Origin of the sequence: Sphingomonas sp. STIS6.2, assembly GCF_000732685.2 — a bacterium.
Lineage (GTDB): Bacteria > Pseudomonadota > Alphaproteobacteria > Sphingomonadales > Sphingomonadaceae > Sphingomonas > Sphingomonas aerolata.
In genome coordinates this window covers 36,768-63,398 of the sequence record NZ_JPDP02000014.1, presented here as the reverse complement: position 1 = coordinate 63,398, position 26,631 = coordinate 36,768, and the positions used below count along the sequence as shown (strand labels likewise).

Here is a 26,631-nt window from a genome sequence, read left to right as displayed (position 1 = left end):
CATGGGGAAGACGATGATGCGCACGACTATGATGCCCACCCGGCGCGCGGCGATCGGCCCGTCGCTTGCGCTTGCAATCGCGCTCGTCGCGGCCCCGGTCGCCGCACAGACCAGCCCGGCCGCGCCCGACCAGGCCACGGTCATGGCCGCCGCGCTCGTCGCGCAGCTGCGCGCGGACGAGAAGCTGCCCCAGCTGCTCAACGTCGCGCCCGCCATCCCGCGGCTCGACATTCCGGCCTATAACTGGTGGACGGAATCGCTCCACGGCGCGCTGGGGCCGATCGCGACGACCAATTTTCCCGAGCCGATCGGTCTGGCCGCCAGCTTCGATGCGCCGCTCGTCCAGGCGGTCGCCGGCGCGATCAGCACCGAGGTCCGCGGGCTTCACACGCTCGCGCGCGAAACCGGGCGGGTCGGCCATATCGGTACCGGGCTCGACAGCTGGTCCCCCAACATCAACATCTTCCGCGATCCGCGCTGGGGGCGCGGGCAGGAAACCTATGGCGAGGATCCCGTCCTGACCGCGGCGATGGGCGTCGCCTTCGTCCGCGGCCTGCAGGGCCCCGATCCCGAGCGCCCGCAGGTCATCGCCACGCCAAAGCATTTCGCCGTCCACAGCGGGCCGGAAGCCACGCGACACCAGGCCAATGTCTATGTCTCCGCGCACGACCTTGAGGATACGTTCCTGCCGGCGTTCCGCGCGGCGATCGTCGAGGGACAGGCGGGGTCGGTCATGTGCGCGTATAACCGCATCAACGGTCAGCCCGCCTGTGCCAGCGACCCGCTGCTCAAGACGCATCTGCGCGGTGCCTGGGGGTTTTCGGGCTATGTCGTGTCCGATTGCGATGCGGTGAAGGACATTGCCGACAACCACAAATATGCCCCCGACGGCGCCGCCGCGGTCGCCGCGGCACTGCGCGCGGGTGTCGACAATGAATGCAGCGGCGATACGCTGAGCGACACGGCGGGGCTCGACGCCCGCTATCGCACCGCGTTGCAGCGCGACCTCGTCACCCAGGCCGATATCGACCGCAGCCTCGTCCGCCTGTTCGCGGCGCGCTACCGCACCGGCGATCTGCCCGGTCTGGCCGACGCGCCCGCGGCGGTGCCGGTCGACGCGGTCGGTGCCGCCGAGCATCGCCGCCTCGCGCTGACCGCCGCCGAACGGTCAATGGTGTTGCTGAAGAATGACGGCGTCCTGCCGCTGCGCGCCGGGACGAAGGTCGCGGTAATCGGGCCACTGGGCGACGCGACGCGCGTGTTGCGCGGCAACTACGCATCCCCCTTGTCGGGACCGCCGGTCTCGATACTCGAAGGTCTGCGCACGACGCTCGGCGCCGAGCGGATCACGCTCGTCCCGTTCGGCGAATCGGTTACCGACGGCGACCGCGTTCCGACCTCCGCACTGCAGACCCCCGATGGCAAACCGGGCGTGCTCGCGCTCTATTACAACCCGGTCACCCCGCTGCCGACCGCTTTTGCCCCCGGCACGCGCGACGCGATCGTCGCGGGGGTGCGCTATCGGGACACCCCCGTCGTGACCCGGATCGAGCCCGATGTCGGCGACCGTCAGCTCGCGCTGGCCGGGGTTGCCGACGTGCACCGGACGATCCGGACCGGATTCCTCATCCCCCCCGAAACCGGCAGCTATCGCCTCGGCCTGTCGGGGGCGGGCGGCGTGCTGGCGGTCGACGGGGTGGTCGTGTCGGACCGTCGCAAGGCCCGCTGGAACGATTTGCCCGGGATGAAGACGCTCACGCTCACCGCCGGGCGACGCTACCGCATCGAGGTCGACGGCGGCGGTGTCGATCTCGTCTGGAAACGCGTATCGGACGATCCCGGTGCCGCGCTGAAACGCGCCGCCGCGGCGGCCGACATCGTCGTCGCGGTCGTCGGCCTCACCTCCGACCTCGAAGCCGAGGAAACCGGCGTCAGCGTCCCGGGCTTCGCCGGCGGCGACAAGACCGCGCTCGACCTTCCGGCCGACCAGATCGCGATGCTCGAACAGGCGCGCGCCGCGGGCAAGCCGATCGTGCTGGTCGCGATGAACGGCAGCCCGATCAATCTCGCCTGGGCCAGGGATCATGCCGCCGCCATCCTCGAGGCCTGGTATCCGGGCGAACAGGGCGGGCTCGCCGCGGCGAATATCCTGACCGGCCGGACCAATCCGTCGGGCCGGCTGCCGCTGACCTTCTACCGCAGCGTCGCGGATCTGCCGCCGTTCGGCGACTATGCGATGGCCGGACGTACCTATCGCTATTTCACCGGCACGCCGGTCTATCCGTTCGGGGCGGGGCTCAGCTACACGCGCTTCGCCTATGACGCGATCCGGGTCGAACCTGCGCCGGGCGGCGCGGAGACCGGCATCCGTGTCACCGCGCGGCTCCGCAATATCGGCAAGCGCGCAGGCGCCGAAGTCGCGCAGCTCTACCTCGATTTCCCCGACCGGCCCGGCACGCCGCGGATCGCACTGCGCGGATTTCGCCGCGTCGACCTCAACCCCGGAGAAGCCCGCATGCTCAGCTTCGACCTGTCGCCGCGCGACCTGAGTTCGGTCGCGCTCGACGGCACGCGATCAGTCGCTGCCGGCACGTACCGCGTGACGCTGGGGTCGGGCCAGCCCGGCACCGGCGTTCCGGGCGCGACGACAAGCTTCACCACGCGCGCCTCCGCGGCGTTGCCACTATGATCGCCCGCTCGGCCCTGCTGCTCGGCACCGCGCTCGCATTCGCCGGTGCCCCCGCCTCGCCCGCCTACGCCGCCCCGCGCGATCCGCTTGCGGCGACCGGCCGGTGGAGCGCGAACGCGGATGGCCACGCCCCCGTCCCGCCGATGGGCTGGAATTCGTGGAACGCGTTCAACAGCGATGTCGACGAGGAGAAGGTGCTCGCCTCCGCGCAGGCGCTGGTCGACACGAAGCTGGCAACACTCGGCTATCGCTACGTCAATATCGACGATGGCTGGTGGCTGAAGCGCCGCCAGCCCGACGGGCGGATGATCATCCGCACCAGCCATTTCCCGTCTGCGGCGACCGGCGCCGACACCAGCTTCCGCCCGCTCACCGACCGGCTCCACGCGATGGGGCTGAAGGCCGGGATCTATTCGGACATCGGCCGCAACAGCTGCGGCCAGATCTACACCCCGGATTTCAAGAACCAGCCCGAAGGCAGCGTCGCCGAACGCGAAGTCGGGCTCTACGGCCATGTCGATCAGGACATGAAGACCTATTTCCGCGACTGGAATTTCGATTTCATCAAGGTCGATGCCTGCGGTATCCGGGGGCTGCCCGCGGACGCGCCGCGCGTGCGATCGGGCATGTATCGCGCGCTGCCGCCGCTGGTCGACATGCAGTCGCTTGGTCAGTCCGACGTCGCGGGTATCCGCCGTCTCTACGAAGATGTCGGGGCGGCGATCCGCGCCGAGGCGGCGGGACGGCCCTATGTCTATTCGCTGTGTCTCTGGGGCGCGGGCGACGTGCGCGCCTGGGGCAAGGACGTCGGCAACACCTCGCGCACCAGCGACGACATCCAGCCGCTCTGGCCGCGCATGCTGACCAACATGGACACCGTGACGCACCGTGCGCTCTATGCGCATCCCGGGTCGTGGAACGACGCCGACATGCTGTTCGTCGGGTCGGGCGATTTCGATCGCAGCCATCTCGTCGAGGCGCGGGCGCATTTCACGCTCTGGGCGATGCTGACCTCGCCGCTGATCATCGGCTATGACCTGCGCAAGCTGACGCCCGATCTGCTCGCGATCTTCGGCAATGCCGACATCGTCGCGCTGAACCAGGACCCGGCCGGCAACCAGGCGGTGCTCGCCTATGACTCGGACGAGGTGCAGATCCTCGTCAAGACGCTGGCCGACGGCAGCAAGGGCGTCGCGGTCGTCAACCGGACCGCGCAGCCCGCCAAGGCAACGCTGACCGCCGAGCATCTCAAGCTGCGCCCCGATACCGATGTCCGGTTGCGCGACCTGTGGAGCAAGGCGGACAGCAGCTTCCGCAAGGATATGGCCCTGTCGCTGGCCCCGCACGAGACGCGCGTGTTCCGCGCCGCGGGCATACGGCGCCTTGCCGACGGGCTCTATCTTTCCGAGCAGACCGGACGCGTCAATCCGGCGGTCGACGGGGTGGCGTCGCCCCAGGCCGATCCAACCATCCACCATTCGATCACCCCCTGGATCGGCACGCACGGGCCTGGCGAGCATCCGCAATATGGCGGCTGGGGCGGGGCCGAGGCGGACCGGGCCCCCTATGGCAAGCTGCTGCGGATCGCCGGGACGGACTTCGACACGGGGCTCGGCGTGCTCGGCCAGTCGCGTCTCGAGGTGCGCAACGCCGGGTTCACGCGCTTCGCAACGAAGGTCGGCGTCAACGATTCTGGCACCCCCAAGGCAGGCACGATCACGTTCGAGGTCTGGGGCGACGGGCGCCTGCTCGCGACCTCCCCGGCGATGGCGTTCGGCATGGCCGCCGCGCCGCTGCGCGCGGACATCAAGGGCGTGCGGATCGTCGAACTCGTCGCCCGCGGCAGCACCTCGACCGCGACGCAGCCCGTCGCCTGGGCGGAGGCGGCGCTGCTGCGATAGGCTGCGACCGGCCTTCGCCTATCGTGGCGCGCCGCCCGACGGTGTCAGTCGCGAAAGGCGGAAGCTGTCGATGTCGATCCAGCCCTCGCTGCGGGCGGGCGCGTAGCAGAACAGCGCGAACTGCTCACCTTGGAACGTGCCCGTCTGCCATGCGAAGGCGAGCGGGAAGTCACCGCCGAGCCCGGTCCAGCGAACACCGTCCGCGCTATAGGCGACCCGGCCCCGGCTCGTCGTGAAATCCATGTCGGTGCGCAGCCACAGTGTATTACCCTGCGGCAGGTCGGTGGTGGCACGCGTTTCGGTCTGCGCGCCCTCGACCCGGTCGGTCGTCACTTCCATCGCGACCCGTGCCCGGCGGTTCGCGTCGCGCGTCACGGTCAGGTTCGCGCTGATCTGTCCCAGCGTGCCGAAACCGCAGCGATCGCCGGGCGCCAGATGGCCGATATCCAGCTTCACCTCGCCGCGGCTCGCGGGCCCCTGCCCCTTTTGCGTCAGCGTGTTGCGCGCGGACCAGAAGCGTTCCGCCACGGTCGGGCGCAATCGCAGCCAGCCGGGGCGTGCGGCAAGCGACCAGCGTTCCGGTTCGGGATTATGGTTCCACTGCCATTGCAGCCCGAGCCGCCGCCCGTCGAAATCGTCCGACGTCGCGGGCTCGGCAAAACGATGGCCCGCGACCGGCTTGGCCGCCTGACGCGGCACGCGGCCCGGCGCGGCGGGAGTCCCCCAGATCGGCCAGTCGTCGCGCCAGAAGACCGGGCTCATATTGGTCATCCGCCCGATCGCGCCGCTATCCTCCATCACGAACCCGAACCAGCGTCCGTCCGGCAGATCGACCAGCGCGCCCTGATGCCCGCCGGTCGTGTCGTCGATCTGGTCGCGTGTTTCCCATGGCCCGAACAGGCTGCGCGACCGCGACACGGAGAGTGCGAGCCGCGGCGGCAGCGCGTTGAACAAATAGTAATAGTCGCCACGCCGCAGCAGCTTCGACCCTTCGGCCCCCTTAATATAATGGACCTTGCGCGATGCCGTGACGTGCGCCAGCGCGCGGTCGAGCGTCAGCAGCGTGATCGTCCCGTCGGCGGTGCTCGCAGTCGCGAGATAGGCGCGGCCGTCGGGCTCGATGAACAGGCCGGGATCGAACGCCTGGCGATCGAGCTCGTGGTAGCGCCACGGGCCGCGCACATCCCGGGCATACCAGATCCGCGTATTCTGCCCGACCGGCGTGTTCGCCAGATAATAGGTGCCCGCGTGATAGCGCAGGCTCGAGGCGTAGAGCCCCTTGCGATAGGCGTTGCCGCCGACCAGGTCATATTGCGGCCGACCCTCGAGACGCGCCACCAGATGCGACGTGATCGTCCAGTTCACCAGGTCGCGACTGTGCAGGATCGTGATCCCCGGCGTGTTCGCAAAGGTCGTCGACGCGAAATAATAGTCGCGACCGACGCGGATGATGTCGGGATCCGGATAGTCCGCATAGAGCACTGGGTTGCGATAGCTGCCATCGCCCTGATCCGACCGCCAGACCTGCGCCGAGGCCGCGGTCGCGAGGAGCAGGCCCGCGGCGAACGCCGATCCCGCCTTCATTTGCCGAACGCCAGCGCGCGCGCGAAGAACGGCATCATCTGGTCCTGCACACGTCCGGCAACGCCACTGGTATGATCGCCCGGATAGATCGCGAAGGCGTTGGCGATACCGTAGCGGTCGAGCGCTTCGTGAAACTTGACCGCGTCGTCCTTCAGGCCGTCGCGGTCGCCCACGTCGATCCCGATCGCGGCATAGCGGCGCAGGTCACCGGCATATTGGTCGAGCATGGCGAGCGGGGCGTTGGCGGCCCAGCGCGCGGTCACGTCGGGCTGGGCCTGGCCGTCCTTGACGGGCAGGTCGAGATAGAGCGGCGGGGCGTTGGGATTGGGCGACCAGGCAGCGGCGGTCGCGAGCTGCGCCCGCACGCCCCAAGGCAACGTCGCGCCGTCGTTGGGCGACTTCAGCGCCCGGATCGTCGCCTCGACCGCGGCGTCGGGGGTGCCCAGCGCGCGTGTCGACAGGCAGCAGGGGCTCATCATGTAGAGCGCGCCGAAAATGTCGGCATGCTTCATTCCGATCCGCGCGGTGCCATAACCGCCCATCGAATGCCCCGCGAGGCCGCGACTGCGACGATCCGCGATCGTCCGGTAATGCGTGTCGACATAGCCGACCAGATCGTGCGCGACGAAGCGCTCGAAATCGCCCACCGTCACCGACCGCGAATAGAAGGAGCCGTTATGCACCGTCTTGCTGTCGGGCAGCACGACGATCATTTCGCGGACACCCTTGGCGAACGCCCCCTCGATGGTCTGCGGCACATGGATCTCGCCGATCCATTGCTCAACGCCGATCGAATAGCCGTGCAGCGCATAGACCACGGGATAGCGCTTGCCCGGACTGGTCCGGTAGCCGGGCGGGAGGATGACGATAACCGCCCGGTCGGGACTATTCCCCTCCAGATTGCCGGTGATGGCGGGGGAATGAACGGTGATGCGCTCGACCGTGACGGCCTTCGCCCCCGGCACGACCGCGGGCGCCGGGGTCTTCACCTGCGCGCCCGCACTCCCGATCGATGCCAGCCCCAGCGCCGCGCCCAGCAGCCATGCTCCACACCGGTTCCGCATCGCATCCCCCATCCATCATCGCCGCCGAACACGTCATGCCCGGCCGGCCGGTCAGCGCAGATCGAGCACCAGCACCGACTTTGCCGGGACGGTCACGCTGAGCGTCCCACCCGCGATCCGGGCATTGGCAAAGGGCTGCGGGGTCACCGCATCCGGCGAATCGAAGCTGTTATGCGCGTCCATCGTCGGACCGGTGACGATCCGGCCGCTCGCCTGGGTCGCCTGCAACCCCGTCATCGCGACCGAGACCGGCATCGCCCGATTGGGGTCGAGGTTGACCAGCGCGACATGCACCTGCCCCGCCGCGTCACGCACCGCGGACGCGCTGACCGCGGGCACCGCCACCTCGTCCTTGTGATACCAGGGCGAGGTCAGCGTGATCGGCAACGACGTCGCGCCCTGCCACGGCTTGTACAGGTCGAACACCCAATAGGTCGGCGTCTTCACCATCCGGGCGCCGTCGGTCAGCAGCATCGCCTGCAGCACGTTCACCATCTGCGCGATCGCCGCCATCTTCACCCGGTCGGCATGGCGCGCGAAGATGTTGATGTTGAGCCCCGCGACGACGGCATCGCGCACCGAATTCTGCTGCTCGAGAAAGCCCGGATTGCTGCCCGGCGTCGGGTCATACCATGTCCCCCATTCGTCGACCGCGAGCATCACGCGCTTGGCGGGATCATATTTGTCCATGATCGCCGAATGCTTGGCGATGAACTCCTCCATCTGCAGCGTGTGCGCCATGGTGCTTGCCCATTCGCGCTCGGCAAAGCCCAGCGCCGGCCCCTTGTCGGCCCAGTCCTTGTCGCGCGGACGCGTGTAATAATGCAGCGCGAGCCCGTCGATATTCTTGCCGGCGATGCGCATCATCGCCTCGGTCCATTCATAATTCGAATCGCTCGGGCCGCTCGCGATCTTGAGCATCGGACCATTCGCGGACTTGGCGAACTGGGCATAGCGGTTGGTCAGGTCGGCGGCATATTCCGCACGCATGTTGCCACCACAGCCCCATAGTTCGTTGCCGATGCCGAGATACTGGATCTTCCACGGCGCGGCGTGGCCGTTGCGCTCGCGCTCCTTGGCCAGCACGGTGGTACCCTGCGGCGCGGTCATGTATTCGACCCATTGCGCGGTCTCGGCGGGCGGTGCGCTGCCGACATTAGCCGAGACATAGGTGCTGCCGCCCAGCCGGTCCATCAGCCCGAAATATTCGTGCGTGCCGAAACTGTTATCCTCGTTGACGCCGCCCCAGTTGGTATTGACCTTGGTCGGCCGCGCCTTGGTCGCGCCGATCCCGTCACGCCAGTGATATTCGTCCGCAAAACAGCCGCCGGGCCAGCGCACCATCGGTACGTTGATCGCCTTCATCGCCGCGAGCACGTCGCGCCGGTAGCCGCCGTCATTGGGAATCCGCGAGGTCTTGCCGACCCAGATGCCGCCATAGATGCCATGACCGAGATGCTCGGCGAACTGCCCGAACACGTCGCGGTGGATCTGTGGGCCGGGCTTGTCGGCCTGCAATGTCGCACTGGCCGTCTCCGCCGACAGGGTCTGCGCTGCGGCGCCGCCGGACAGCGCCGTGCCCGCAAGGATCAGCGGCGCGAGCAACGACGCTGCGGTCATGCGTCCCATGCTACGAGGGCGGATGGCGCACGACCGTGCGAGGCGAGGACTGATCCGGTTCATGCTCTCCCTTTCGGCCCCTTGGCGAGGCCCCGTCTTTTGAAGTTAATAGTAGGAGTAGTCGACTCTACGCGTCCGTCAACCGCGGTTGGTGACCGATGGCCGTGTCAGGGTCGCTTGAACGTCCACCGTCCCGCCGGGCTTGCCGGATCGAATGCCGCAAGGGTCGGCGTGCTCGCACCGATCGCGACCAGCGCGAGATCCCGCCCGTCCCCGGGCACGACCTTCGGTTTGATCCGGTAACTGCCGTCGGTGAGCTGATCGATCTGCCATAGGGGCTCGGCGCCTGCGGTGGCGGCGGTGATCGTCTCGACCTCCCCGTTCGGGGTGGCGGCGAGCATGCGCGACGTGCCTGCGATCGCGATCCGGTAATAGGGGGCGCCGAAATAGCCCCCCGCCGCGGGCACCGGCGTAATCGTCCACAACTGATGCGGCCGCACCAGATAGTCCGCCAGATCCACCCGGATCCGCCCGCGTGGCCAGTCGGCAGCATCCTGTGCCAGCGTCTGGTCGGGGATCGGCCCGACCGGATCGGTCGCGGCGGCCATGAAACTGCGGCGGACGTCGAACGGAATGCGGACGATATCGGTCGCCAGACTCAGGGCATAGCCGCTGCGCTCGGAGGCGATCTCATAGGTGCCCGGCGCCACCGTCTCGCCCACGACCGGCCAGCCGTCCGTCCACCGCAGGGGTTCGATCGCAAGGACACTCCGGCCGCTGCGATCCATGTCGGCTTCATAATGCAGCGACAGTTTCTCGACCCCGCCGGCGAGCGCGATCCGTCCGAAATGCCCCGGTCCGATGCGACGACCGCGCGCGCTGACGACCATCTTGCCGCCACCCCGCAGCAGCGGGATCCCCATATGGTCGAGATAGGGGCCAAGCGGGCTGCGCGCCCGGCCGGCACGGATGTGATAGGTCGAATTGGGTCCGTCGCAGCACGTGCCGTGCGTCCCCAGCAGATAATAATAGCCGTCGCGATACAGCATCGCGGTGGCCTCCATGTCGATCGCCACGTCGACGGGCACGTTGCCCACCATGCGCAGTCCCGTCTTCGGGTCGAGTTCGATCATCCGGATCGGGCCGAAATAGGTGCCGTAGGTCAGCCACAACCGGCCCTCGGCGTAGAGAAACGCAGGATCGATTGCATCCGCGGTCTCGACACCGTCGCTCGACGCGACGACGCCGATGTCGTGGAACTTGAAGCGCGGCGATGCCGGATCGAGCGACAGCGTCCACATCATCTTGACCTGGCTGGCATGGCCGCCCCCCATGCCCCCGCCGCCGACCGCATAGGCGACGTAATAGCGGTCGCCGATCCGAATGACGTCGGGCGCCACGCCGCCACCCGGCCGCTCGGGTCCGCCACGCCAGGTCCAGCCGTCGTCGGACACCAGCCCGCCGCCGCGGGTGCCGAACGTGTAGTATTTCCCGTCCGACAGGGTGACGGTCGAGGGATCGTGGATGAAGGGTTCGCCCGCCAATTGCCCGGCAGCGGGCGCTGCGCCCGCAAACCCCAGGCACACCGCGATCAGTCCGCACCGCATCCGGGTCCCTCCCTGTTGCCGAACCGCGGTATCGCGACGGTGGCTATCGAACATGGGTCGTCAGATCGGTGATCGGGCGGCCGGCTTCGTCGACGAAGCGGACGCAGAAGCTGCTCAGCCCGGGGCCGTTGATCACCGCGCCGCGGATGACGTTGCGTCCCTTGCGCAGCGTCAGGCGAGCCGAGAGCACGTCGTCCATCACCATGCGACGGTCGTTGAACAGCCCGACCGCCTCGGTGCCGTTCAGCCACCAGATCGATGCCGCGTTCGAACCGACCGCCAGGCGGACGTTGCGCTGCTCGCGGGGGCTGTCGACGATCGTCACCGCCCAGAATATCACGCCACAGGTCGGCGCCCCCAGTGCCTTGGCGAAGTCGAACAGCTTGACGTCGAACGCCTTCGAATCAAGCGCATGCCAGCGCAGTGGCGCGGCACCCGTCTCGACCTGCCCGTCCCTCGGGATTGCGGTTGGCGACCCTGGCAGGGATGCGGTCAAGGCCTGCCGGACATAAGTGGCGGTAAAGCCGGTGTTCGTACGATTGGGTTTCGCGATCGGTTCGAGCAACAACCAGCGGCGCAGAAAGCCGTCGCGGTCGGGCGTCGTCGCCGCGTCCGACACCGCCGTGAAATAGGGCGCCAGCGCGGGCGGTATCGATCTGGCCGCAGTCTGGGGATCCGCCACGGCGGCGATTGAGTCCGGACCTGGCCTCGCCAAGGGCTCCGCCGCCGTGCCGGGCGACAGGCCTGCCAGCAACGGCACGCATGCCCAGTGCATAAGCGATCCCCGCGGTGCGCGACGCCGATCGATGATGAGCCCCGTCATCTCTCTCCCTCCGCCACGGCATCGGGTCGATCCACCGACGCCTTCGCCCGATGCCTGCCCTGCTCGTAAGGCGCGAACGTAAGTCGATACCGCTATCATGTCCAGCCGCGTATCGGCTGGCATTCCAAGTCCTGATCACATGGTAGCGCCGCCGAAAGTTAGCGCTATAGTCTGAGTAAGATTGACCGATCAGCAATCGGCGATACCGGGACTTGGGAGAGGGTATATGACGGGAACAGCTTGGTTTTGCCTGCTGGGGACACTGGTTTCGACCGCGACGCCAGCCGTGGCGCGTGCACTGCCGCGCGACACCGCAGCCCCACAGGATGCCACCGCACGACCACGCATATTCCCTGCCCGCACAAGTCGGGCCGCGCGCCCGGCTGCGGCCGCACCGACGCTTGGCGAGGCGGGCTATTACGAGGCGCCGGCCGTCAACGTGCTGGTCTTCTCGAACTGGTATGACGGGCTGTTCGCCGATTCGAAGATCAGCGGCGTCGAGATCATCCAGCAGGGCGAACGGATCGCGACCAATGGCGATGTGCGCCTGTCCGCCACGCCGGGGCAATGGGATGCGACCGCCCGTTTCGTCGACCGGCAGGTCGATCGCGCGGCCGGCACCGTCACCGTCACGCTCGAATATCCCGATTATAACTGGCGATACCGGATCCGCTCCTCGACCAAGGGCGCGGCCGTCGCGCTGGCGGTCATCCTCGACACGCCCGTTCCCGCGGCGCTCGCGGGCAAGGCAGGATTCAACCTCGAATTCCTCCCCGCCGCCTATTTCCACCACGGCTATATCGCCGACGATCGCAGCGGCGTCTTCCCGCTGCACCCCGCCGACACGATGACCGCGACGCCACAGCGCAATGCGGCGAGCGGTCGCGCCGAGGGGCCTGGCGCAGAGCCGAACGCCATCGCGCAGGGCACCCGCTTCGTCCTCGCGCCCGAGGATCCCGCCCGCCGCGTGACGATCCGCTCGAGCGCGCCGGTGCAGCTGTTCGACGGTCGTAACCAGGCGCAGAATGGCTGGTTCGTGCTCCGCTCGCTCCTCCCCGCCGGGCGAACCGGGACCGTGCTCGAATGGGAGGTCCAGCCGAACAGCGTGCCGGGCTGGCTGCGCGCGCCCGTGATCGCGCATTCGCAGCTCGGCTATGCCCCCGGCGCACGCAAGGTCGCGACGATCGAGCTCGACCGCAACGATCGCACGACGGCACCCGCGCGCCTGCTGCGGGTCGGTGCCGATGGCAGCACGACAACGGTCAAGACCGCACCGGCGACCCGCTGGGGCGATTATCTGCGCTACAGCTATCGCCAGCTCGATTTCAGTGACGTCCGCCAGCCCGGGCTCTACATGCTCGAATATGGCGCGACGCGCACCGCGCCGTTCCGCATCGCCGACGACGTCTATGCGGGCGCATGGCATCCGACGCTCGACGTCTACTTCCCCGTCGCGATGGATCACATGTACGTGAACGAGGGCTATCGCGTCTGGCATGGCGACGCGCACCGCGACGATGCGCGCCAGGCGCCGCTGAACCACGAGCATATCGACCTTTATGCGCAGGGGCCGACCACCGACACGAAGTACAAGCCGGGGGAGCATATCCCCGGTCTTGCGGTCGGCGGCTGGTTCGACGCGGGCGATTTCGACATCCGTACCCAGTCGCAATATCAGGTCGTCCGGTCGCTGGTCGACACCTGGGAGCAATGGCGCCCGACGCGCGACACCACCGCGGTCGACTGGACCCGTCGCCGGACCGAGATCCACGTCCCCGACGGCACGCCCGATCTGCTCCAGCAGATCCGCCACGGCACGCTGCAGCTGGTTGCCCAGTTCGATGCGGTCGGTCATGCGATCCACGGCATCGTCGAGCCCGACGTCGCGCAATATACGCATCTCGGCGACGCATCGACCAAGACCGACGGACTGATCCACGATCCGGCGCTGAAGCTCGGCGAGGAACGCGGTGGCCGCAGCGGCACCCCCGATGATCGCTGGGCCTTCACGACCAAGGCGTCGGCGCTCAATTATGGTTCGATCGCCGCGCTTGCCGCCGCATCGCGCTCACTTGGCGAGGCCGATCCGGCATTGGCGAAGACGGCGCTGGGAATCGCGACGCGCATCTGGGCGGAGGAGCAGACTCATGCGCCCGACCTGTACCAGCATGGCAACACCACCGGTGGCCCGCTCGACTCGGAGCGGTTCGCCGCCGCTGTCGAGTTGCTGCGCACGACCCGTGACCCGCGCTACGCCACCGCGGTCCAGACGCTATGGCCGGCGATGGAGCGGCGCTTCGCGTTCAACCTGCGCGACGCCGTCGCCGCGATCCCGCTCATGCCGCAAAGCTATCGCGAGGGCATGATCCCCGCGGTCCGCGCCTATGCGGCCGCGACGGTCAAGGCGGCCGCGGCAAACCCGTTCGGCGTGCCGATCACGACGGGCGGCTGGGCCGGAAGCGGCACGGTGATCGCCGGTGCGCTGAACGCCTATGCGCTGCACAAGGCGTTTCCCGACATCATGCCCGCCGATCCGGTGTTCCGCGGTGCGGAGTTCCTGTTGGGGCATCACCCCGGTTCGGACATCTCGTTCGTGTCGGGCGTCGGGACACGATCCAAGGAGGTCGCTTACGGTAACAACCGCGCCGACTTCTCGTTCATCGTTGGCGGCGTGGTGCCGGGCGTCCTGATCGTGAAGCCCGATTTTCCCGAAAATCACGAGGACTGGCCGTTCTTCTGGGGCGAAAACGAATATGTCATCCCCGAGGGCGCAATGTGGATCGAACTCGCGCACGCGGTTCAGAATCTCGCGGGCAAGCCTCCGGCGAAGTGACGCGCAGCGGGTGCCGCGCCTAGCGCCGCACCCGCGTGACGTGACCCATCTTGCGGCCGGGCCGCGCCGTCCCTTTGCCGTAGAGGTGGAGATGCGCGCCCGGTTCGGCGAGCAGATCCCGCCAGCGATCCGCGTCGCTGCCGATCAGATTCTCCATCGTCGCCCCGCGCCCGGTCAGCGTCGGCGCGCCGAGCGGCAGGCCGCAGATCGCGCGGATATGGTTCTCGAACTGCGAGCATTCGGCGCCCTCGATCGTCCAGTGCCCCGAATTATGCACCCGCGGCGCCATCTCGTTGAACACCGGCCCGTCCGCGCCGACGAAGAATTCGCAGGCCAGCACGCCGACATAGTCGAGCTCGGTTGCGATCCGCTCGGCAAGCGCCGCCGCCTCGTCCGCCTGCGCCAGCACGGCGGCGGGCGCGGGCACGGTAGAGTGCCGCAGGATCGCATCACGGTGGAGGTTGAGCGGCGGCGCGTAGCGGACGATGCTGCCATCCAGCCCGCGCGCAATCAGGATCGAGAATTCATGCTCGAACGGCACGAACGCCTCGAGCACCGCGGGGCCACCGATCGCATCCCAGGCGTCCTGTGCACCCTCGGGCGCGTCGATCTTCACCTGCCCCTTGCCGTCATAGCCGAACCGCGCGGTCTTGAGCACCGCAGGCGTCCCGACCCGCGCTAGTCCCTCGCGCAGGCTCGCAAGGCTGTCGACCGCCGCCCATTTCGCGGGCCGGCCACCGACGCTCTCGACGAAGCGCTTCTCGCCGATCCGCTCCTGTGCGACCCGCAAGGCGCGCGGGCTTGGATGCACGGGCACACGGTCGGCGAGCCATTCGACCGGCTCGACCGCGATATTCTCGAATTCATAGGTCACCACGTCGCAGGCGTCGGCGAAATCGGCGAGCACGATGCGGTTGTGATAATCGGCGCGCGTCATCGTCGAGGCGGACTGCGCGGCGACGCTTTCCTGGTCGGGGGCGAGCACATGCGTGTGATAGCCGAGCTGCGCTGCGGCGGTCGCGAGCATCCGGCCGAGCTGACCTCCGCCAAGGATGCCGATGGTCGATCCGGGGGGAAGCGGCGTCATGTCGGCGTCTTTCAGGCTGGGTCGGTGGCGACGGAATCGGTCTGCGCGGCGCGCCAGGCTTTCAGCCGCTCGGCCAGCGCGTCGTCGGCGGTCGCGAGGATCGCCGCGGCGAGCAGCCCCGCGTTGATCGCACCCGGCTTGCCGATCGCCAGCGTGCCCACCGGAATACCGCCCGGCATCTGGACGATCGACAGCAGGCTATCCATGCCCTTCAGCGCCTTGGATTCGACCGGCACGCCGAGTACCGGCAGGTGCGTCATCGCGGCCGCCATGCCGGGCAGATGCGCCGCACCGCCCGCGCCCGCGATCACGACCTTCAGGCCCCGATCGGCGGCGGTGGTCGCATAGTCGTAAAGCCGCTGCGGCGTACGATGCGCGGACACGACCCTGGTCTCGTACGCGACACCGAGCGCATCGAGCGTCTCGGCGGTGTGGCGCATCGTCTCCCAGTCGGAGGTGCTGCCCATGATGATGCCGACTAATGCCACGGTGGCCCCCAGATCCAAGGAGCGCCGTGCCTAGCGATGGGCACGGGCTAGGGCAACTCCCCGTCATCCTGGGCTAGACCCAGGATCCAGAGCCACGAGCACGCGGCCCTTTGGGCTCTGGATCCTGACTTTCGTCAGGATGACGGCTTTGCGTGCCTCAGCGCTCGCTCAGATAGTAACGATCGGTCGCATTCAGGTCCGCGTCCAGCTCGTACACGATCGGCTGACCCGTCGGGATCTCGAGGCTCGTGATCTCGTCGTCCGGGATGTTGGACAGGTGCTTGACCAGTGCGCGCAGCGAATTGCCATGCGCCGAGATCAGCACGCGCTGCCCGTCCTTGAGCGCAGGCGCGATCCGCGCGTCCCAATAGGGCAGCACGCGATCGATCGTGTCCTTCAGGCTCTCGGCCTTCGGAATGGTGATACCGTCGTAACGCCGGTCCTTCGACAGGTCGAACTCGCTGCCATCCTCGAGCGGGGGCGGCGGCACGTCGAAGCTGCGGCGCCAGATATGGACCTGCGCGTCGCCATGCTTGGCCGCGGTCTCGGCCTTGTCGAGCCCGGTGAGCCCGCCATAATGCCGCTCGTTCAGCCGCCAGTCCTTCTCGACCGGCAGCCACAGCCGCCCCATCGCCTCGAGCGCGATGTTCAGCGTCTTGATCGCGCGCGTCTGCAGGCTGGCAAAGGTCTGGTCGAAATCGAGACCCTTGGCCGCCATCAGCTCGCCTGCCGCCTTGGCCTCGGCCTCGCCCTTGGCAGTCATGTCGACGTCCCACCAGCCGGTGAAACGGTTTTCGAGGTTCCAGCTGGACTGGCCGTGGCGGATCAGGACGAGTTTGGGCATGCGGGCTCCTGCAATGGCGAGGGACGAAATGGAAATGCGGCGATCGCCCCCTAACCGTCATCCTGACGAAAGTCAGGTTGACGGTTAGGGATCAGATCGCGTCGATTACATCCGCGAGCGTCTCGAGCATCGCGTGCGCAAGCTGCTTCGACCGTTCCGGCGACCAGCCATATTCGGCATCGGGATTCGCGTCGTGATCCTTGAACGGCATCTCGAGCGTCATCGACACCGCGCCAAAGCGCTCGGCAAGCTGGTTGGTCGACATCGACAGGTTGGCGGTGCCGGGCGCGGACTTGGGATAGCCCTTGTCGGTCTGGAAGTCGGGTGTGTGCGCCGCGAGACGGCGGCCATAGTCGTAGAATTTCTCGCCATGCGCATCCGTCCAGGACGGGATGCCCTCATAGCCCGCGATGAAGTTCGCCGGGATCGCCTCGTCGCCATGAATGTCCATCGCGACGTCGACGCCGGTCGCGTCCATCGCGTTGCGGACGCACAGCACCTCGGGGCTCCTTTCCGCGCTCGGCGTCGCCCATTCGCGGTTGAGGTTCACGCCGGCCGCATTGGTGCGCAGATGCCCGCGGTACGTGCCGTCGGGGTTCATGTTCGGCACGACGTGGAACGTCGCCTTTTCCAAAAGCGTCGCGGTAACCGGATCGGCGGAATCGGTCAGCCGCTCCAGCGCGCCCTCCATCCACCATTCGGCCATCGATTCGCCGGGATGCTGGCGGCCATAGATCCACACCTGCTTGGGCCCGGTGCCGATCGTGAAGGCATCGATCGCCTGCCCGTCGAGCGACTGGCCAAGCTCGCGGTGCGTGACGCCCGGCAGCAGGGCGGTCCGCGCGACCAGCGCCGCATGCATCTCCATCGTGTACGGCGCGAAATAGGCGAACCAGGCGAGGTCGGTATCGGCGGTGAAATCGAATTCGAGCACGCCATCGGCGTAGCGGGTTTCGATCATCCGCCACGCCTGCCGATCGGTGCTCGCCCGCGCCTTGTAGCCGGGCCAGCCGAACGGATAGGCCGAACTACCGGCATTGAGGATCCGGTAGGTCAGCGTCCGGCCTGCCGCCCCCGCCACGCGGAAGTAGAACCACTGGAAATAGTCGGAGTCGCGGTCCTTGACGATTTCCAGGTCGATCCGGTCGCCATCGACCCGCACGAGGCGGATATTGCCGCCATCGAAGGCGGCGTTGATGGCGAGAGGGGTGGTGGCGGCGGCGGCGGTCATCGGGCGATCGTTCATTTCACCTGGATAGTGCGACCGGACTCGCCGGGGAACCCCGCGAACAGCGCGCTGGCGAGCTTTTCGGCTTGGATCTGGCTCGTCGCATCGGGCTTCCTGGCGTCGGCGAAGGTCTGCGCCCGCCCCTCCCAGACCGGCGACTGGTCGAGCGACCGCTTGATCGTCACCGCCATCTCGGTGACCAGGATTGCGTCGCGGCCGCCCCCACCAATCGGAAAGCCGACCCCGCCGCCAAGCCCCACACCGCCGCCGCCCCGGCCGCCGCTGAAGCCACCGCCGCCGATCCCGACGCTGAACGGCGACCGCTTGGGCGGCCCTGCCTGCGTGGTGCGCGTAAAGGCGACGGTCGCGATCAGCATCGGCTTGGCACCCGGCGCGGGCGGGTTGTACCCGACCTTGATCAGCTGGCCCTGCACGGCGGCGGCATAGCTCTTGAACTCGAGGCTCGCCGGTGCGCCCGCAGTCAGCGGCTGGACCGCGATCGTGCCGCGGTCGAGCGGTTCGCCGAGGTGATAGCGCAAGACCTCGGTCGGCGGCAGCGACGGACCGGTCGCGCAGGCCGTGAGGGATGCGCCCGCCAGCGCGAGAACCATGATCGAACGAACCGCCATCGGGACTTCCTTAGAATGTTGCGCTACAGTAACGCTTGGACCAGCCGGGAGGGTTCCCGGCCGGAACGAGTGCGTCTGTTGCTTGACTTGGACACACCCCGCCATTAGGCGATCCCGTCTTTCCGCACACCTAGATTTGAAAAGAAGCGAATCGATCATGAAGATCCGCAATTCCCTGAAGTCGCTCAAGGATCGTCACCGCGATAACCGCGTGATCCGTCGTCGTGGCCGTACCTACGTCATCAACAAGACCAACCGTCGCTTCAAGGCACGCCAGGGCTAAACCCCTGAAGACCAGCGTCATTTTTGACGTCGGTCGTGTCCTGTACGATTGGGATCCCCGGATCCTGTACGAGCGCCTGATCGATGACGATCGGGCGCTCGACGCGTTCCTGCGCGATGTCGTCACGATCGACTGGCATTTCCAGCATGATGCTGGCCGCGACTTCGCCGACACCTCGGCGGAGCTGGCCGCGTTGCATCCGCAGCATGCCGACCTGATCGCCGTCTGGGGCCCGCGCTTCAACGAGAGTATCGGCCCGGCGATTTCGGGGATGCACGAACTCGTCCGCGATCTCGACGCAGCCGACGTACCGCTGTTCGCGATCACGAATTTCAGCCACGAATTCTGGCCGCCGTTTCGCGCGCGCGAATCGGCGATGTTCGACCGCTTCCGCGACATCGTCGTGTCGGGCGACGAGAAGATCGTGAAGCCCGACCCCGCCATCTATCGGCTCGCGCTCGATCGGTTCGGTGTGCGTGCGGACGAGACGGTGTTCGTCGACGACAATTCGGCCAATATCGCCGCCGCACGCGCGCTCGGGATCGAATCGGTGCTCTTTACCGATGCCGCCAGCTTCCGCTCGCGACTCGTCGAACTCGGCCTGCCAATTGCCGCTACGGGCGAAACGCCCCCGCGCTGAACCGTGCGCGCACGACGATGCGCGCCCGTACTTCCCATAGAAGCGCCCGAAGACCGCGCATCGGATGTGCCACGTCAGGACCGATCGTGTCGCCTGATATGGCAACCCGCTCCGACGCCGCTGGCCAGCCGGAGAGTCACCTCGCCTCGCACACGCCTACGACGAACCGCCTCCTTCCCGGGGCGGACAGAAGGAACATCACGACAACTGGTGGAAATGGTTGAGGAATGTTCATCATTTCTACGCTATAGAGAGGGTCACGGGATTGGGGTTTTTCGGGAATTTCGATGTACGATGAACAGGGCGCACGGCGAGATCGTCGTGCCATTCTAAAGAACGGTCTTGTATTGGCCGGTGCACTTGCAGTTCCGAGTGCGGTATCTGCAACGCAACGTCTTACGGCACGCGATTTGAAGCCGATGACTCAGCCACCATTGCCGCGTTCGCCGGCGATGCCGATTTCGTCGTCGCGCGTCGTGCGCCCTGAATTGCTGCGCCAGGCGATGGCCGCGCTGGGTCGCAACGGCAGCCGGATCCCGCATCATGACCGGATCGCGATCGCCGACTTCACCGCGTCGTCGTCGCAGCCGCGGTTCCACTTCGTCGACCTCGCCAGCGGCCGCAGCACGTCGCTGCTCGTGTCGCACGGCAGCGGTTCGGACCCGGCGCATACCGGCTATCTCGAGCGTTTCTCGAACGCGTTCGGCTCGAATGCGTCGTCGGAAGGCGCCTTCGTGACCGACGATTATTATGTCGGCAAACATGGTCGGTCGCAGCGGCTGATCGGGCTCGATCGCACCAACAACAACGCACTCGGTCGGGCGATCGTCGTCCATTCGGCCTGGTATGCGAACAAGGACATGATCGCGTCGCACGGCATGCTCGGCCGCAGCCAGGGCTGCTTCGCGGTCGGCGAGAAGGATCTCGATCAGGTGTTTGCACGCCTGGGTCAGGGCCGGATGATCTTCGCCGCGAAGGTCTAAGGCGCGCGCCGGTTGGCGAATCGCGCGGCGTACGCCGCCGATCGCCCCGGACCATAACAGCGCGGGCAGCCCGGCATAGCCAAGCCCGAGATGCGCCGGCCGTGCGGCAAGAAGGTCGGCGACCCCCAAAGTCCCCGCGCGCAGGCCGGCCCGCCCGACACCGCGCCAGCGCCGCGCGGTTTCCCACCGGATCAGCCGGCAATCAGCCCCGGAACAGCGATGCCGCGCGAGAAACTCGGCCTGGATCGCCCCCAATGCGGAGCCTAGCGCCGTCAACGCCGCGAGATCAGGCACCGGGCGCCGTGCCAGGATGTGCGCCACGATCAGCGCTGCGATCCGGTCCACCTGTTCGCCGAACAGATCCGCATGCCGCTCGGCCAGAATCGCCGCGGCCACGGTCTCCATCCGCTCGGTAAACCGTTTCGAGACCCTGCCCGCGTGCACGCGGTACACCATCAGCGGCTCGTCGAGGCGTGCGATCGCGCCAAACCGGCGGATCCGCTGATACAGGTCGAAATCCTCCGCATAGAGCCGCTCGGGCCGCATGAACGGATCGAGCCGCCGCGCCGCGTCGGCCCGGATCATGACCGATGACCAGATCAGCGGGTTCTCGATTCCTGTCAGCCAGTCGATGAGCATGGGCGTGGTGATCGCGGCATGGTCGGAAGGCCTGATGTCGCCGTCGATCAGCAGGTCCGCCGCCGTCCCGAGCAGCACGGTCGCAGGGTTCGCCTCCAGATACGCGACCTGGCGGGCGAAGCGGTCGGGGCGACAGAGATCATCGGCATCAAGCGCGGCGATATAGCGGCCTCGCGCTGCAGCGACCCCGGCGTTGCGCGCCAGCACGGGGCCGCCATTGACCGGCATCGCCACCAGCCTGACGCGCGGATCGGACCAGCCCGCAACGCAGGCGCGGGTCGCGTCGGTCGAGCAGTCGTCGACGACGATCACCTCGAAATCGGTGAAAGACTGCGCGGCGAGGCTGTCGAGCGTGGCGGGCAACAAGGCTGCGCCATTATACACCGGCATGACGACGCTGATGACCGGATCGGGCCTGGGGCGGACGGCACGCGTCATCGAGGGGGAGCACTCGGCATCCCCCTCCCCTTGCACGGTCAGGCTTTAACGGGCGATTACGTAGAGTTACGCGGCCCCCGCTCAGCGCGCCCTTCGCTCAGCCCTTCGCGATCCAGGCATCGCCGATCTCGCGCAGCATATCGAGCGGCACGCGACCATAAGCGAGCACCGCCGCATGATAGGCCTTGAGGTCGAACGCATTGCCCATCTTCGCCTTGGCGCGCTCGCGGATATCGACGAACACCGAATGGCCAAGCTTGTAGCTCGCCGCCTGCCCGGGATTGACGCAATAGCGCTCGACCTCGCGCGTCGCGAAGCCCTCCGCCTCGCCTTCCGCGTCGATGAAATGGCGGATCGCCTGTTCGCGGGTCCAGCGCAGGTGATGGATGCCCGTATCGACGACACAGCGGTTCGCGCGGAACAGCTGGAACTTCAGATAGCCGAGCCGCCCGAGCGGATCGTCGTCATACATACCGATCTCGTCCGCGAGCTGTTCGGCGTAAAGCGCCCAGCCCTCGCCATAGCCCGAAAAACTCGTCATCTTGCGGATCAGCGGCAGCCGCGTGTTCGACAGCGCAAGCCCGCTCTCCATCTGATGCCCCGGCAGACCCTCGTGATAGACCGTCGTCGCGAGGCAGAATTTGGGCCAGTCGGCGCTGTCCTTCAGGTTGAAATAGACCAGCCCCGGGCGCGAGCCATCGATCGCCGGTGGTTGTGCGAACGCCGCGGCGGCACCGGCTTCGGTCTGCGCAGGCACGCGCCGCACTTCGAACCCGTAAGGCGGCATCCGCTCGAACACGCTTGGCAGTTTCGCGCGGATCGCCGCGAGCCGGTCGTTGCAATAGGCGATCGCCTCGCGCTTGCCCGCATCGGTGTTGGGATAGAGCTGGTCGGGATTCTTGTAGAGCGCCGCCATCCGCGCACCGATGCTCCCCTTGCTGTACCCCTGTTTGCGCAACAGCGTATCGAGCTGCGCCGACAGCATCTTCGCCTGGTCGAGCCCGAACCTGTGCACCTCGTCGGGTGACAAATTGGTCGTCGTCGTTGCGTGCAACGCGGCGGGATAAAAGGCGGCGCCCTCCTTCAGCTTCCACACGCCGGCATCATGCGTGGCCGCCCGGCGGAGGTCGCGGGTCGCGGCAATCTGCCGGTCGAGCGCGGGCAGCACCGCCGCGTCATAGATCCGCGCGGCATCGCGGCCATAGCTTTCGCCCAGCCCCTTGGCCGCCGCGCGCCGGACGAGACTCTGCACGACCAGCGCCTCGCTTGCGGGCTGGCGCGTCTTGGTCATCTGGTCGAGCGCGAGGTCGAGGATGAAGTCGGGGGCGACCACGCCGACGCCCGCGTCATGCTGCATGCGCGCGGTGTTCGCGTCAATCTGTCCGGCAAACGCCTGGAGCCGCTGCAGATAGGCGTCGGCGTCGCCCTTCGTCTCGATCCGGTGCTTGGTGTCGAGGAAATCGGGCACCGACTGATACGCACCCGACAGCTGCGACACGACATAGGGGCTGGGGCCATAGGACGTGCCGCCGAAATCGAACGCCTGCACCGCCGCCGCCGACCGCCGCGTATAGACCACGCAGTCGAGGTCGATCCGCTCCGCCGGCGACAGCCCAGCGCGGTCGATCGCTGCAAGCTGCGCCAGCTCGGCCCTGGTCTGCACCTTCGCCGCGGCGATTCCTGCCGCCGACGGGTCCGACAGCTTCGCGCGCAGATCGGCGTTGGCGCCGGTATCGAGCCCGAGCGAGGTCGCACTCTCGGGACTGCGCCGCAACTGCGCCTGGACGAGCTGGTCGAACAGCCGCGACAGCGGCGTCGCGGGCGTCTCTGCCGCCTGCGCGAGTACCGGTACCAGCGATGCCGCACCGCCCAGCATCGTGCCGGCGAGCACCGCACGGCGATGGATCTTCAAACTCATCCCACTCTCCGAAATGCAAACGGCCCGCCTTCCACCGGGAAGACGGGCCGTTCTTCGTCACGTCATGATGCCAGAGGCGATCAAGCGGTGCGCGTTCCCGACAGCGGGAAGCTGCCGAACGCGCCTGCACCGACGGTGCCGGTCATCGTGTCGCCATCGACGGTCGCCTTGCATTCTAGCGTCATCGGCATCGGCACGGTCATCGCCTGCTTCCAGCTCAGCGTGTCGCCATCGACCTCGCCGGTCACATCCATGCCGCCCATCGCACCCGACACCGCGCCCGAAAAGCTGGTGTCCGCACTGTTCACGGTCAGCGTCATCTTCTGATCGCCGAGCGGCGACTTCACGACGCAATCCCAGCTGCCATCGACATTTGCCATGCTATTCTCTCCTTCGATTACTTGGCCTTGGCCGCAAGCGGCGTCACCGGAACCACCGGCAGCCCCGCGACCGAAGCCGCGCTCACGACCTCGACCGGCAACCCCAGGCTGTCAAGCTGCGGCTTGACCGTCTTGGCATCGCCGACGACCACCCACGTAAATTTCTTCACGTCGATGACGCCCGCGATCGCGGTGTTCAGCTGCGGCAAGGTCAGCGCGCCGTAGCGTCGCGTGATCGTCGCGTAATAATCGTCGGGGCGCTTCAACAAATCATTCTGCTGCATCGCGCCGAGCACCGCGCCCGACGTCTCGAAGCTGCCCGGCAACGCGCGAATCCCGCCGTCGATCGCCAGCCCGAATTCGGTCTGGGTCATCGGCTTGGTCGTCACGAACTGCGTCACGTCCTGTTGCAGCGCGGTGATCGACGGGCCGGTCTTGTCCGCCTGCACCCCGGCCGAAATGCCATAGGGCGCATCGAACGCGGCCGTCTGGAACCGCCCGCCTGCGCCATAGGACCAGTGCTTCTCCTCGCGCAGGTCCATGTTGATCCGGCTGAGGAAGCTGCCGCCCAGCGCATCGTTCGCGGTGTTGAACACGAGCATGTCGTCGCTGCCCTTCAACCCGGTCCGCTGGCCCGCGAGAATCAGCGACTGCGGGCTGTTGGGCCGGTCGACCAGCACGATCTTCGGTGTCAGCGGCGTGCGCGTCGTCGGGAAGCTCTTGACCCCCGCCGGCCCCTGCGACGTCCAGTCGCCAAACCCGCGGTCGAGCACCGCCCTGACCTCGGCGAGCGGGCGGTCGCTGACGACGAAGATCTTCGCCTTGTCGGGGCGCAGCCACGCCTGCTGGAACGCGACCAGGTCGGCGCGCGTCAGTGCGGCGACCGCCTTCGGATCACCGCCACCCATCGCCTTGCCGTAAGGGGTATCGCCGTTGATCAGCTTGCCGATCACGCGGTTGCCCAGGCCCTGCGGGCTGGTCAGTTCCTGCTGGATGCCGGCCAGCTGCTGGTTGCGGACCCGGCCGACCTCCTCGTCGGCGAAGGCCGGATTGCGCGCGATATCCGCGAACAGCGCGACCGCGGGCGTCAGGTTCGCGCTCGGCACGCTCATCGACAGCGTCGTCCGGTCGAGCGAGGTGCCCGTCCCGATCGATGCGCCCAGCCGCTCGCGCGCCTCGGCCAGTGCGATCCCGTCGAGCGTTCGCGTCCCCTCGTCCATCACGCTCAGCGTCAGCTGCTGCGTGCCGAGCTTGTCCGCGACATCGGCGGCATAGCCCGCGTCGAAGCTCAGCACCGCCTGCGTGATCGGCACCGCATCGCGCCGCGCATAGACAAGCTCGATCCCGTTCGACAGCCGCGCGCGCTCGACCGCAGGGAAGGCGAGTCCGGTCAGTTTGCCGACCGCGGGGATGCCGCCCGCGCGCGTGCCCTTGACCGGCGTCTCGGCCGCGGGCTTCACCGCGACCGCAGGCGGTACGACCGCCTCCTCATATTTGTCGCGCTCGCCGTCGACGACGGTCAGCGTATAGGCGGGGCGTGTCAGCCAGCGCGTCGCGGCGGCCTTGACGCTCGCCGGCGTCTGCGCCGCGATAGCCGCCAGCTCCTTCTTGTAGTGGCCCGGGTCGTTCGCATAGAGCGCGCCGCCCGCCAGCGCGACCGCCTTGCCGCCGAACCCGCCGACCGATTCATAGCCGCGGATTCGTCCAGCGACCGCCTGCGTCTGGACGCGCTGGATCTCATCCGCGGTCGGTCCGGTCTTCAGGAAGTCGGCAAGGATCTCGTCGAGCCGCTTCGACACGACCGCGGGATCGACGCCCGGCCGCACGATCGCGCGGATCGTGAACATGCCGATCTGCGCCATGTCGCTATAGCCGGCGGACACGTTGACCGCGAGCTTCTCCTTGCGGACCAGCGCATTGTCGAGCCGCGACGAGGCGAGCCCGCCCAGCACCGTACCACCGACGTCGAGCGCCGCGGCATCGGGATCGAGCATCCCCGGCACCGCCCAGTTCTTGCTGATCATGACCGCGGCGACGCGGTCCTTCATCACCTCGTTCACCGGTGCGGTGAGCGTCGGCACGGTGACGGTCGGCAGGACCGACTTGGGGCCCGTCTTGATATCGCCGAAATATTTCTCGACCAGCGGCTTTGCGGTCGCCGCATCGACATCGCCCGCGAGCACCAGCACCGCATTGTTGGGGCCGTAATGCGAGCGGAACCAGTCCTTCACATCGGCAAGGCTGGCGCGGTCGAGATCCGCCATCGACCCGATCGGGGTGTGGCCATAGGGCGTGTCCGCAGGGAACAGCCCGCCGAACAGTTTGTACTGGACCAGGCCGTAAGGCTGGTTGTCGCCCTGGCGCTTCTCGTTCTGGACGACGCCGCGCTGCTCGTCGAGCACGCCCTGCGTGATCGCGCCGGTCAGATGCCCCATCCGGTCGCTCTCGAGGAACAGCGCGCGCTCGAGCGCGGCGGCGGGGACCGTCTCGAAATAATTGGTCCGGTCGAACGAGGTCGTGCCGTTGAAGTCGGTCGCCCCGACCTCCTTCAGCGGCGCGAAGAAATCGCCCGGCGCATTCTCGCTGCCGTTGAACATCAGATGCTCGAAAAGATGCGCAAAGCCCGTGCGGCCCTGCGGCTCGTGCTTCGACCCGACATCATACCAGACCGACACCGCCACGACCGGCGCCTTGCGATCGGTGTGCACAATTACGCGCAACCCGTTCTTCAGCGTGAACTGCTGATAGGGAATATCGACCGAGGTGACGAGCGTGGCGACCGGCGCCGGCTTTGCGACCTGCGCGCCAACCGGCGCGACAAGCGCGGCGGTGGCGACGCCAGCTAGGGCCAAGAGCTTCAACGACATGGATTTTTCCCCGGAATACGACGACTGTTATACCAAGGTATAACAGTGGATTGCCGCCCCGCAAGCTGCCGCCTTCGCGGTTGGCG

19 protein-coding genes and 1 pseudogene are annotated in these 26,631 nt (G+C 67.5%); 6 read left to right on the top strand and 14 right to left on the bottom strand.

What is annotated here, in order from left to right; all coding sequences use genetic code 11:
- The first annotated feature begins 28 nt into the window (after window positions 1–28).
- Both sphst_RS02110 and sphst_RS02105 read left to right on the top strand, forming a co-directional pair.
- On the top strand, window positions 29–2,689 hold the full coding sequence (locus sphst_RS02110) for a glycoside hydrolase family 3 C-terminal domain-containing protein (RefSeq protein ID WP_442800372.1): 2,661 nt from the start codon (window positions 29–31) through the stop codon (window positions 2,687–2,689).
- Window positions 2,686–4,590, top strand: a complete 1,905-nt coding sequence (locus tag sphst_RS02105; RefSeq protein WP_031395082.1) for an NPCBM/NEW2 domain-containing protein — start codon at window positions 2,686–2,688, stop codon at window positions 4,588–4,590. Before sphst_RS02110 ends, sphst_RS02105 begins: the two co-directional genes overlap by 4 nt.
- A gap of 18 nt (window positions 4,591–4,608) precedes the next feature.
- Here the strand turns inward: sphst_RS02105 and sphst_RS02100 are convergent, their stop codons facing one another.
- From sphst_RS02100 to sphst_RS02080, 5 genes are all read right to left on the bottom strand, one after another.
- Window positions 4,609–6,174: a glycoside hydrolase family 43 protein gene (locus sphst_RS02100; protein ID WP_031395081.1), complete on the bottom strand. Its 1,566-nt coding sequence runs from the start codon at window positions 6,172–6,174 to the stop codon at window positions 4,609–4,611.
- Window positions 6,171–7,238: an alpha/beta hydrolase gene (locus tag sphst_RS02095; RefSeq protein WP_031395080.1), complete on the bottom strand. Its 1,068-nt coding sequence runs from the start codon at window positions 7,236–7,238 to the stop codon at window positions 6,171–6,173. Before sphst_RS02095 ends, sphst_RS02100 begins: the two co-directional genes overlap by 4 nt.
- Before the next feature lie 51 nt (window positions 7,239–7,289).
- A complete protein-coding gene (locus sphst_RS02090) occupies window positions 7,290–8,858 on the bottom strand; it encodes an alpha-N-arabinofuranosidase (RefSeq protein WP_031395079.1) in 1,569 nt (522 codons plus the stop codon).
- A gap of 167 nt (window positions 8,859–9,025) precedes the next feature.
- Window positions 9,026–10,465 carry a family 43 glycosylhydrolase gene (locus tag sphst_RS02085; protein ID WP_043157464.1) on the bottom strand — a complete coding sequence of 480 codons (1,440 nt, stop codon included), beginning with the start codon at window positions 10,463–10,465 and terminating at the stop codon, window positions 9,026–9,028.
- Between the two features lie 43 nt (window positions 10,466–10,508).
- Entirely contained in the window at window positions 10,509–11,288 is a 780-nt protein-coding gene (locus tag sphst_RS02080) for an acetylxylan esterase (RefSeq protein ID WP_234387262.1), read from the bottom strand.
- A 226-nt stretch (window positions 11,289–11,514) separates the two neighbouring features.
- Here sphst_RS02080 and sphst_RS02075 point away from each other — a divergent pair, with 226 nt between their 5' ends.
- Window positions 11,515–14,121, top strand: coding sequence for a glycoside hydrolase family 9 protein (locus sphst_RS02075; protein WP_081877655.1), 2,607 nt, complete (start codon window positions 11,515–11,517; stop codon window positions 14,119–14,121).
- A 19-nt stretch (window positions 14,122–14,140) separates the two neighbouring features.
- On the opposite strand, the gene sphst_RS02070 is transcribed toward sphst_RS02075, so the two are convergent.
- From sphst_RS02070 to sphst_RS20205, 5 genes are all read right to left on the bottom strand, one after another.
- A complete protein-coding gene (locus sphst_RS02070) occupies window positions 14,141–15,208 on the bottom strand; it encodes a 5-(carboxyamino)imidazole ribonucleotide synthase (RefSeq protein WP_031395075.1) in 1,068 nt (355 codons plus the stop codon).
- Window positions 15,209–15,219: 11 nt separating this feature from the next.
- The gene (purE, locus tag sphst_RS02065) at window positions 15,220–15,675 is read right to left on the bottom strand and encodes a 5-(carboxyamino)imidazole ribonucleotide mutase (RefSeq protein ID WP_031395074.1); all 456 of its coding nucleotides are present in this window, start codon (window positions 15,673–15,675) and stop codon (window positions 15,220–15,222) included.
- A 178-nt stretch (window positions 15,676–15,853) separates the two neighbouring features.
- Window positions 15,854–16,540, bottom strand: a complete 687-nt coding sequence (gpmA, locus tag sphst_RS02060) for a 2,3-diphosphoglycerate-dependent phosphoglycerate mutase (RefSeq protein ID WP_031395073.1) — start codon at window positions 16,538–16,540, stop codon at window positions 15,854–15,856.
- 91 nt (window positions 16,541–16,631) lie between these two features.
- Window positions 16,632–17,771, bottom strand: coding sequence for a M14 family metallopeptidase (locus tag sphst_RS02055; RefSeq protein ID WP_031395072.1), 1,140 nt, complete (start codon window positions 17,769–17,771; stop codon window positions 16,632–16,634).
- An 11-nt stretch (window positions 17,772–17,782) separates the two neighbouring features.
- Window positions 17,783–18,397 carry a hypothetical protein gene (locus tag sphst_RS20205; protein ID WP_031395071.1) on the bottom strand — a complete coding sequence of 205 codons (615 nt, stop codon included), beginning with the start codon at window positions 18,395–18,397 and terminating at the stop codon, window positions 17,783–17,785.
- A 157-nt stretch (window positions 18,398–18,554) separates the two neighbouring features.
- Here sphst_RS20205 and ykgO point away from each other — a divergent pair, with 157 nt between their 5' ends.
- The 3 genes from ykgO to sphst_RS02035 all read left to right on the top strand — a co-directional run bounded on the left by ykgO (window position 18,555) and on the right by sphst_RS02035 (window position 20,303).
- Window positions 18,555–18,680: a type B 50S ribosomal protein L36 gene (gene ykgO, locus sphst_RS02045; RefSeq protein ID WP_003046794.1), complete on the top strand. Its 126-nt coding sequence runs from the start codon at window positions 18,555–18,557 to the stop codon at window positions 18,678–18,680.
- Between the two features lie 4 nt (window positions 18,681–18,684).
- A complete protein-coding gene (locus tag sphst_RS02040) occupies window positions 18,685–19,320 on the top strand; it encodes an HAD family hydrolase (RefSeq protein WP_031395070.1) in 636 nt (211 codons plus the stop codon).
- A gap of 287 nt (window positions 19,321–19,607) precedes the next feature.
- Window positions 19,608–20,303, top strand: a complete 696-nt coding sequence (locus sphst_RS02035; RefSeq protein WP_031439528.1) for a murein L,D-transpeptidase catalytic domain family protein — start codon at window positions 19,608–19,610, stop codon at window positions 20,301–20,303.
- A gap of 483 nt (window positions 20,304–20,786) precedes the next feature.
- Here sphst_RS02035 and sphst_RS21030 read toward each other — a convergent pair.
- From sphst_RS21030 to sphst_RS02015, 4 genes and pseudogenes are all read right to left on the bottom strand, one after another.
- Window positions 20,787–21,332 (bottom strand): annotated as a pseudogene (locus tag sphst_RS21030) (glycosyltransferase family 2 protein); the annotation flags it as partial.
- Between the two features lie 145 nt (window positions 21,333–21,477).
- Window positions 21,478–23,298 carry a DUF885 domain-containing protein gene (locus sphst_RS02025; RefSeq protein WP_031395068.1) on the bottom strand — a complete coding sequence of 607 codons (1,821 nt, stop codon included), beginning with the start codon at window positions 23,296–23,298 and terminating at the stop codon, window positions 21,478–21,480.
- A gap of 80 nt (window positions 23,299–23,378) precedes the next feature.
- Window positions 23,379–23,678, bottom strand: a complete 300-nt coding sequence (locus sphst_RS02020; protein ID WP_031395067.1) for a hypothetical protein — start codon at window positions 23,676–23,678, stop codon at window positions 23,379–23,381.
- Window positions 23,679–23,695: 17 nt separating this feature from the next.
- The gene (locus sphst_RS02015; protein WP_107045074.1) at window positions 23,696–26,545 is read right to left on the bottom strand and encodes a M16 family metallopeptidase; all 2,850 of its coding nucleotides are present in this window, start codon (window positions 26,543–26,545) and stop codon (window positions 23,696–23,698) included.
- Between the last annotated feature and the right edge of the window lie 86 nt (window positions 26,546–26,631).

Excerpts from the sequence above, each read along its gene's own strand:
- sphst_RS02015 (WP_107045074.1), bottom strand. The coding sequence starts at position 26,545 with ATGTCGTTGAAGCTCTTGGCCCTAGCTGGCGTCGCCACCGCCGCGCTT.
- purE (WP_031395074.1), bottom strand. The coding sequence starts at position 15,675 with ATGGGCAGCACCTCCGACTGGGAGACGATGCGCCACACCGCCGAGACG.
- sphst_RS02095 (WP_031395080.1), bottom strand. The coding sequence starts at position 7,238 with ATGCGGAACCGGTGTGGAGCATGGCTGCTGGGCGCGGCGCTGGGGCTG.
- ykgO (WP_003046794.1), top strand. The coding sequence starts at position 18,555 with ATGAAGATCCGCAATTCCCTGAAGTCGCTCAAGGATCGTCACCGCGAT.
- sphst_RS02085 (WP_043157464.1), bottom strand. The coding sequence starts at position 10,465 with ATGCGGTGCGGACTGATCGCGGTGTGCCTGGGGTTTGCGGGCGCAGCG.
- sphst_RS02025 (WP_031395068.1), bottom strand. The coding sequence starts at position 23,298 with ATGAGTTTGAAGATCCATCGCCGTGCGGTGCTCGCCGGCACGATGCTG.
- sphst_RS02080 (WP_234387262.1), bottom strand. The coding sequence starts at position 11,288 with ATGACGGGGCTCATCATCGATCGGCGTCGCGCACCGCGGGGATCGCTT.
- sphst_RS02105 (WP_031395082.1), top strand. The coding sequence starts at position 2,686 with ATGATCGCCCGCTCGGCCCTGCTGCTCGGCACCGCGCTCGCATTCGCC.
- sphst_RS02110 (WP_442800372.1), top strand. The coding sequence starts at position 29 with ATGATGCCCACCCGGCGCGCGGCGATCGGCCCGTCGCTTGCGCTTGCA.
- sphst_RS02035 (WP_031439528.1), top strand. The coding sequence starts at position 19,608 with ATGTACGATGAACAGGGCGCACGGCGAGATCGTCGTGCCATTCTAAAG.
- sphst_RS02090 (WP_031395079.1), bottom strand. The coding sequence starts at position 8,858 with ATGACCGCAGCGTCGTTGCTCGCGCCGCTGATCCTTGCGGGCACGGCG.
- sphst_RS02055 (WP_031395072.1), bottom strand. The coding sequence starts at position 17,771 with ATGACCGCCGCCGCCGCCACCACCCCTCTCGCCATCAACGCCGCCTTC.
- sphst_RS02075 (WP_081877655.1), top strand. The coding sequence starts at position 11,515 with ATGACGGGAACAGCTTGGTTTTGCCTGCTGGGGACACTGGTTTCGACC.
- sphst_RS20205 (WP_031395071.1), bottom strand. The coding sequence starts at position 18,397 with ATGGCGGTTCGTTCGATCATGGTTCTCGCGCTGGCGGGCGCATCCCTC.
- gpmA (WP_031395073.1), bottom strand. The coding sequence starts at position 16,540 with ATGCCCAAACTCGTCCTGATCCGCCACGGCCAGTCCAGCTGGAACCTC.
- sphst_RS02100 (WP_031395081.1), bottom strand. The coding sequence starts at position 6,174 with ATGAAGGCGGGATCGGCGTTCGCCGCGGGCCTGCTCCTCGCGACCGCG.
- sphst_RS02070 (WP_031395075.1), bottom strand. The coding sequence starts at position 15,208 with ATGACGCCGCTTCCCCCCGGATCGACCATCGGCATCCTTGGCGGAGGT.
- sphst_RS02020 (WP_031395067.1), bottom strand. The coding sequence starts at position 23,678 with ATGGCAAATGTCGATGGCAGCTGGGATTGCGTCGTGAAGTCGCCGCTC.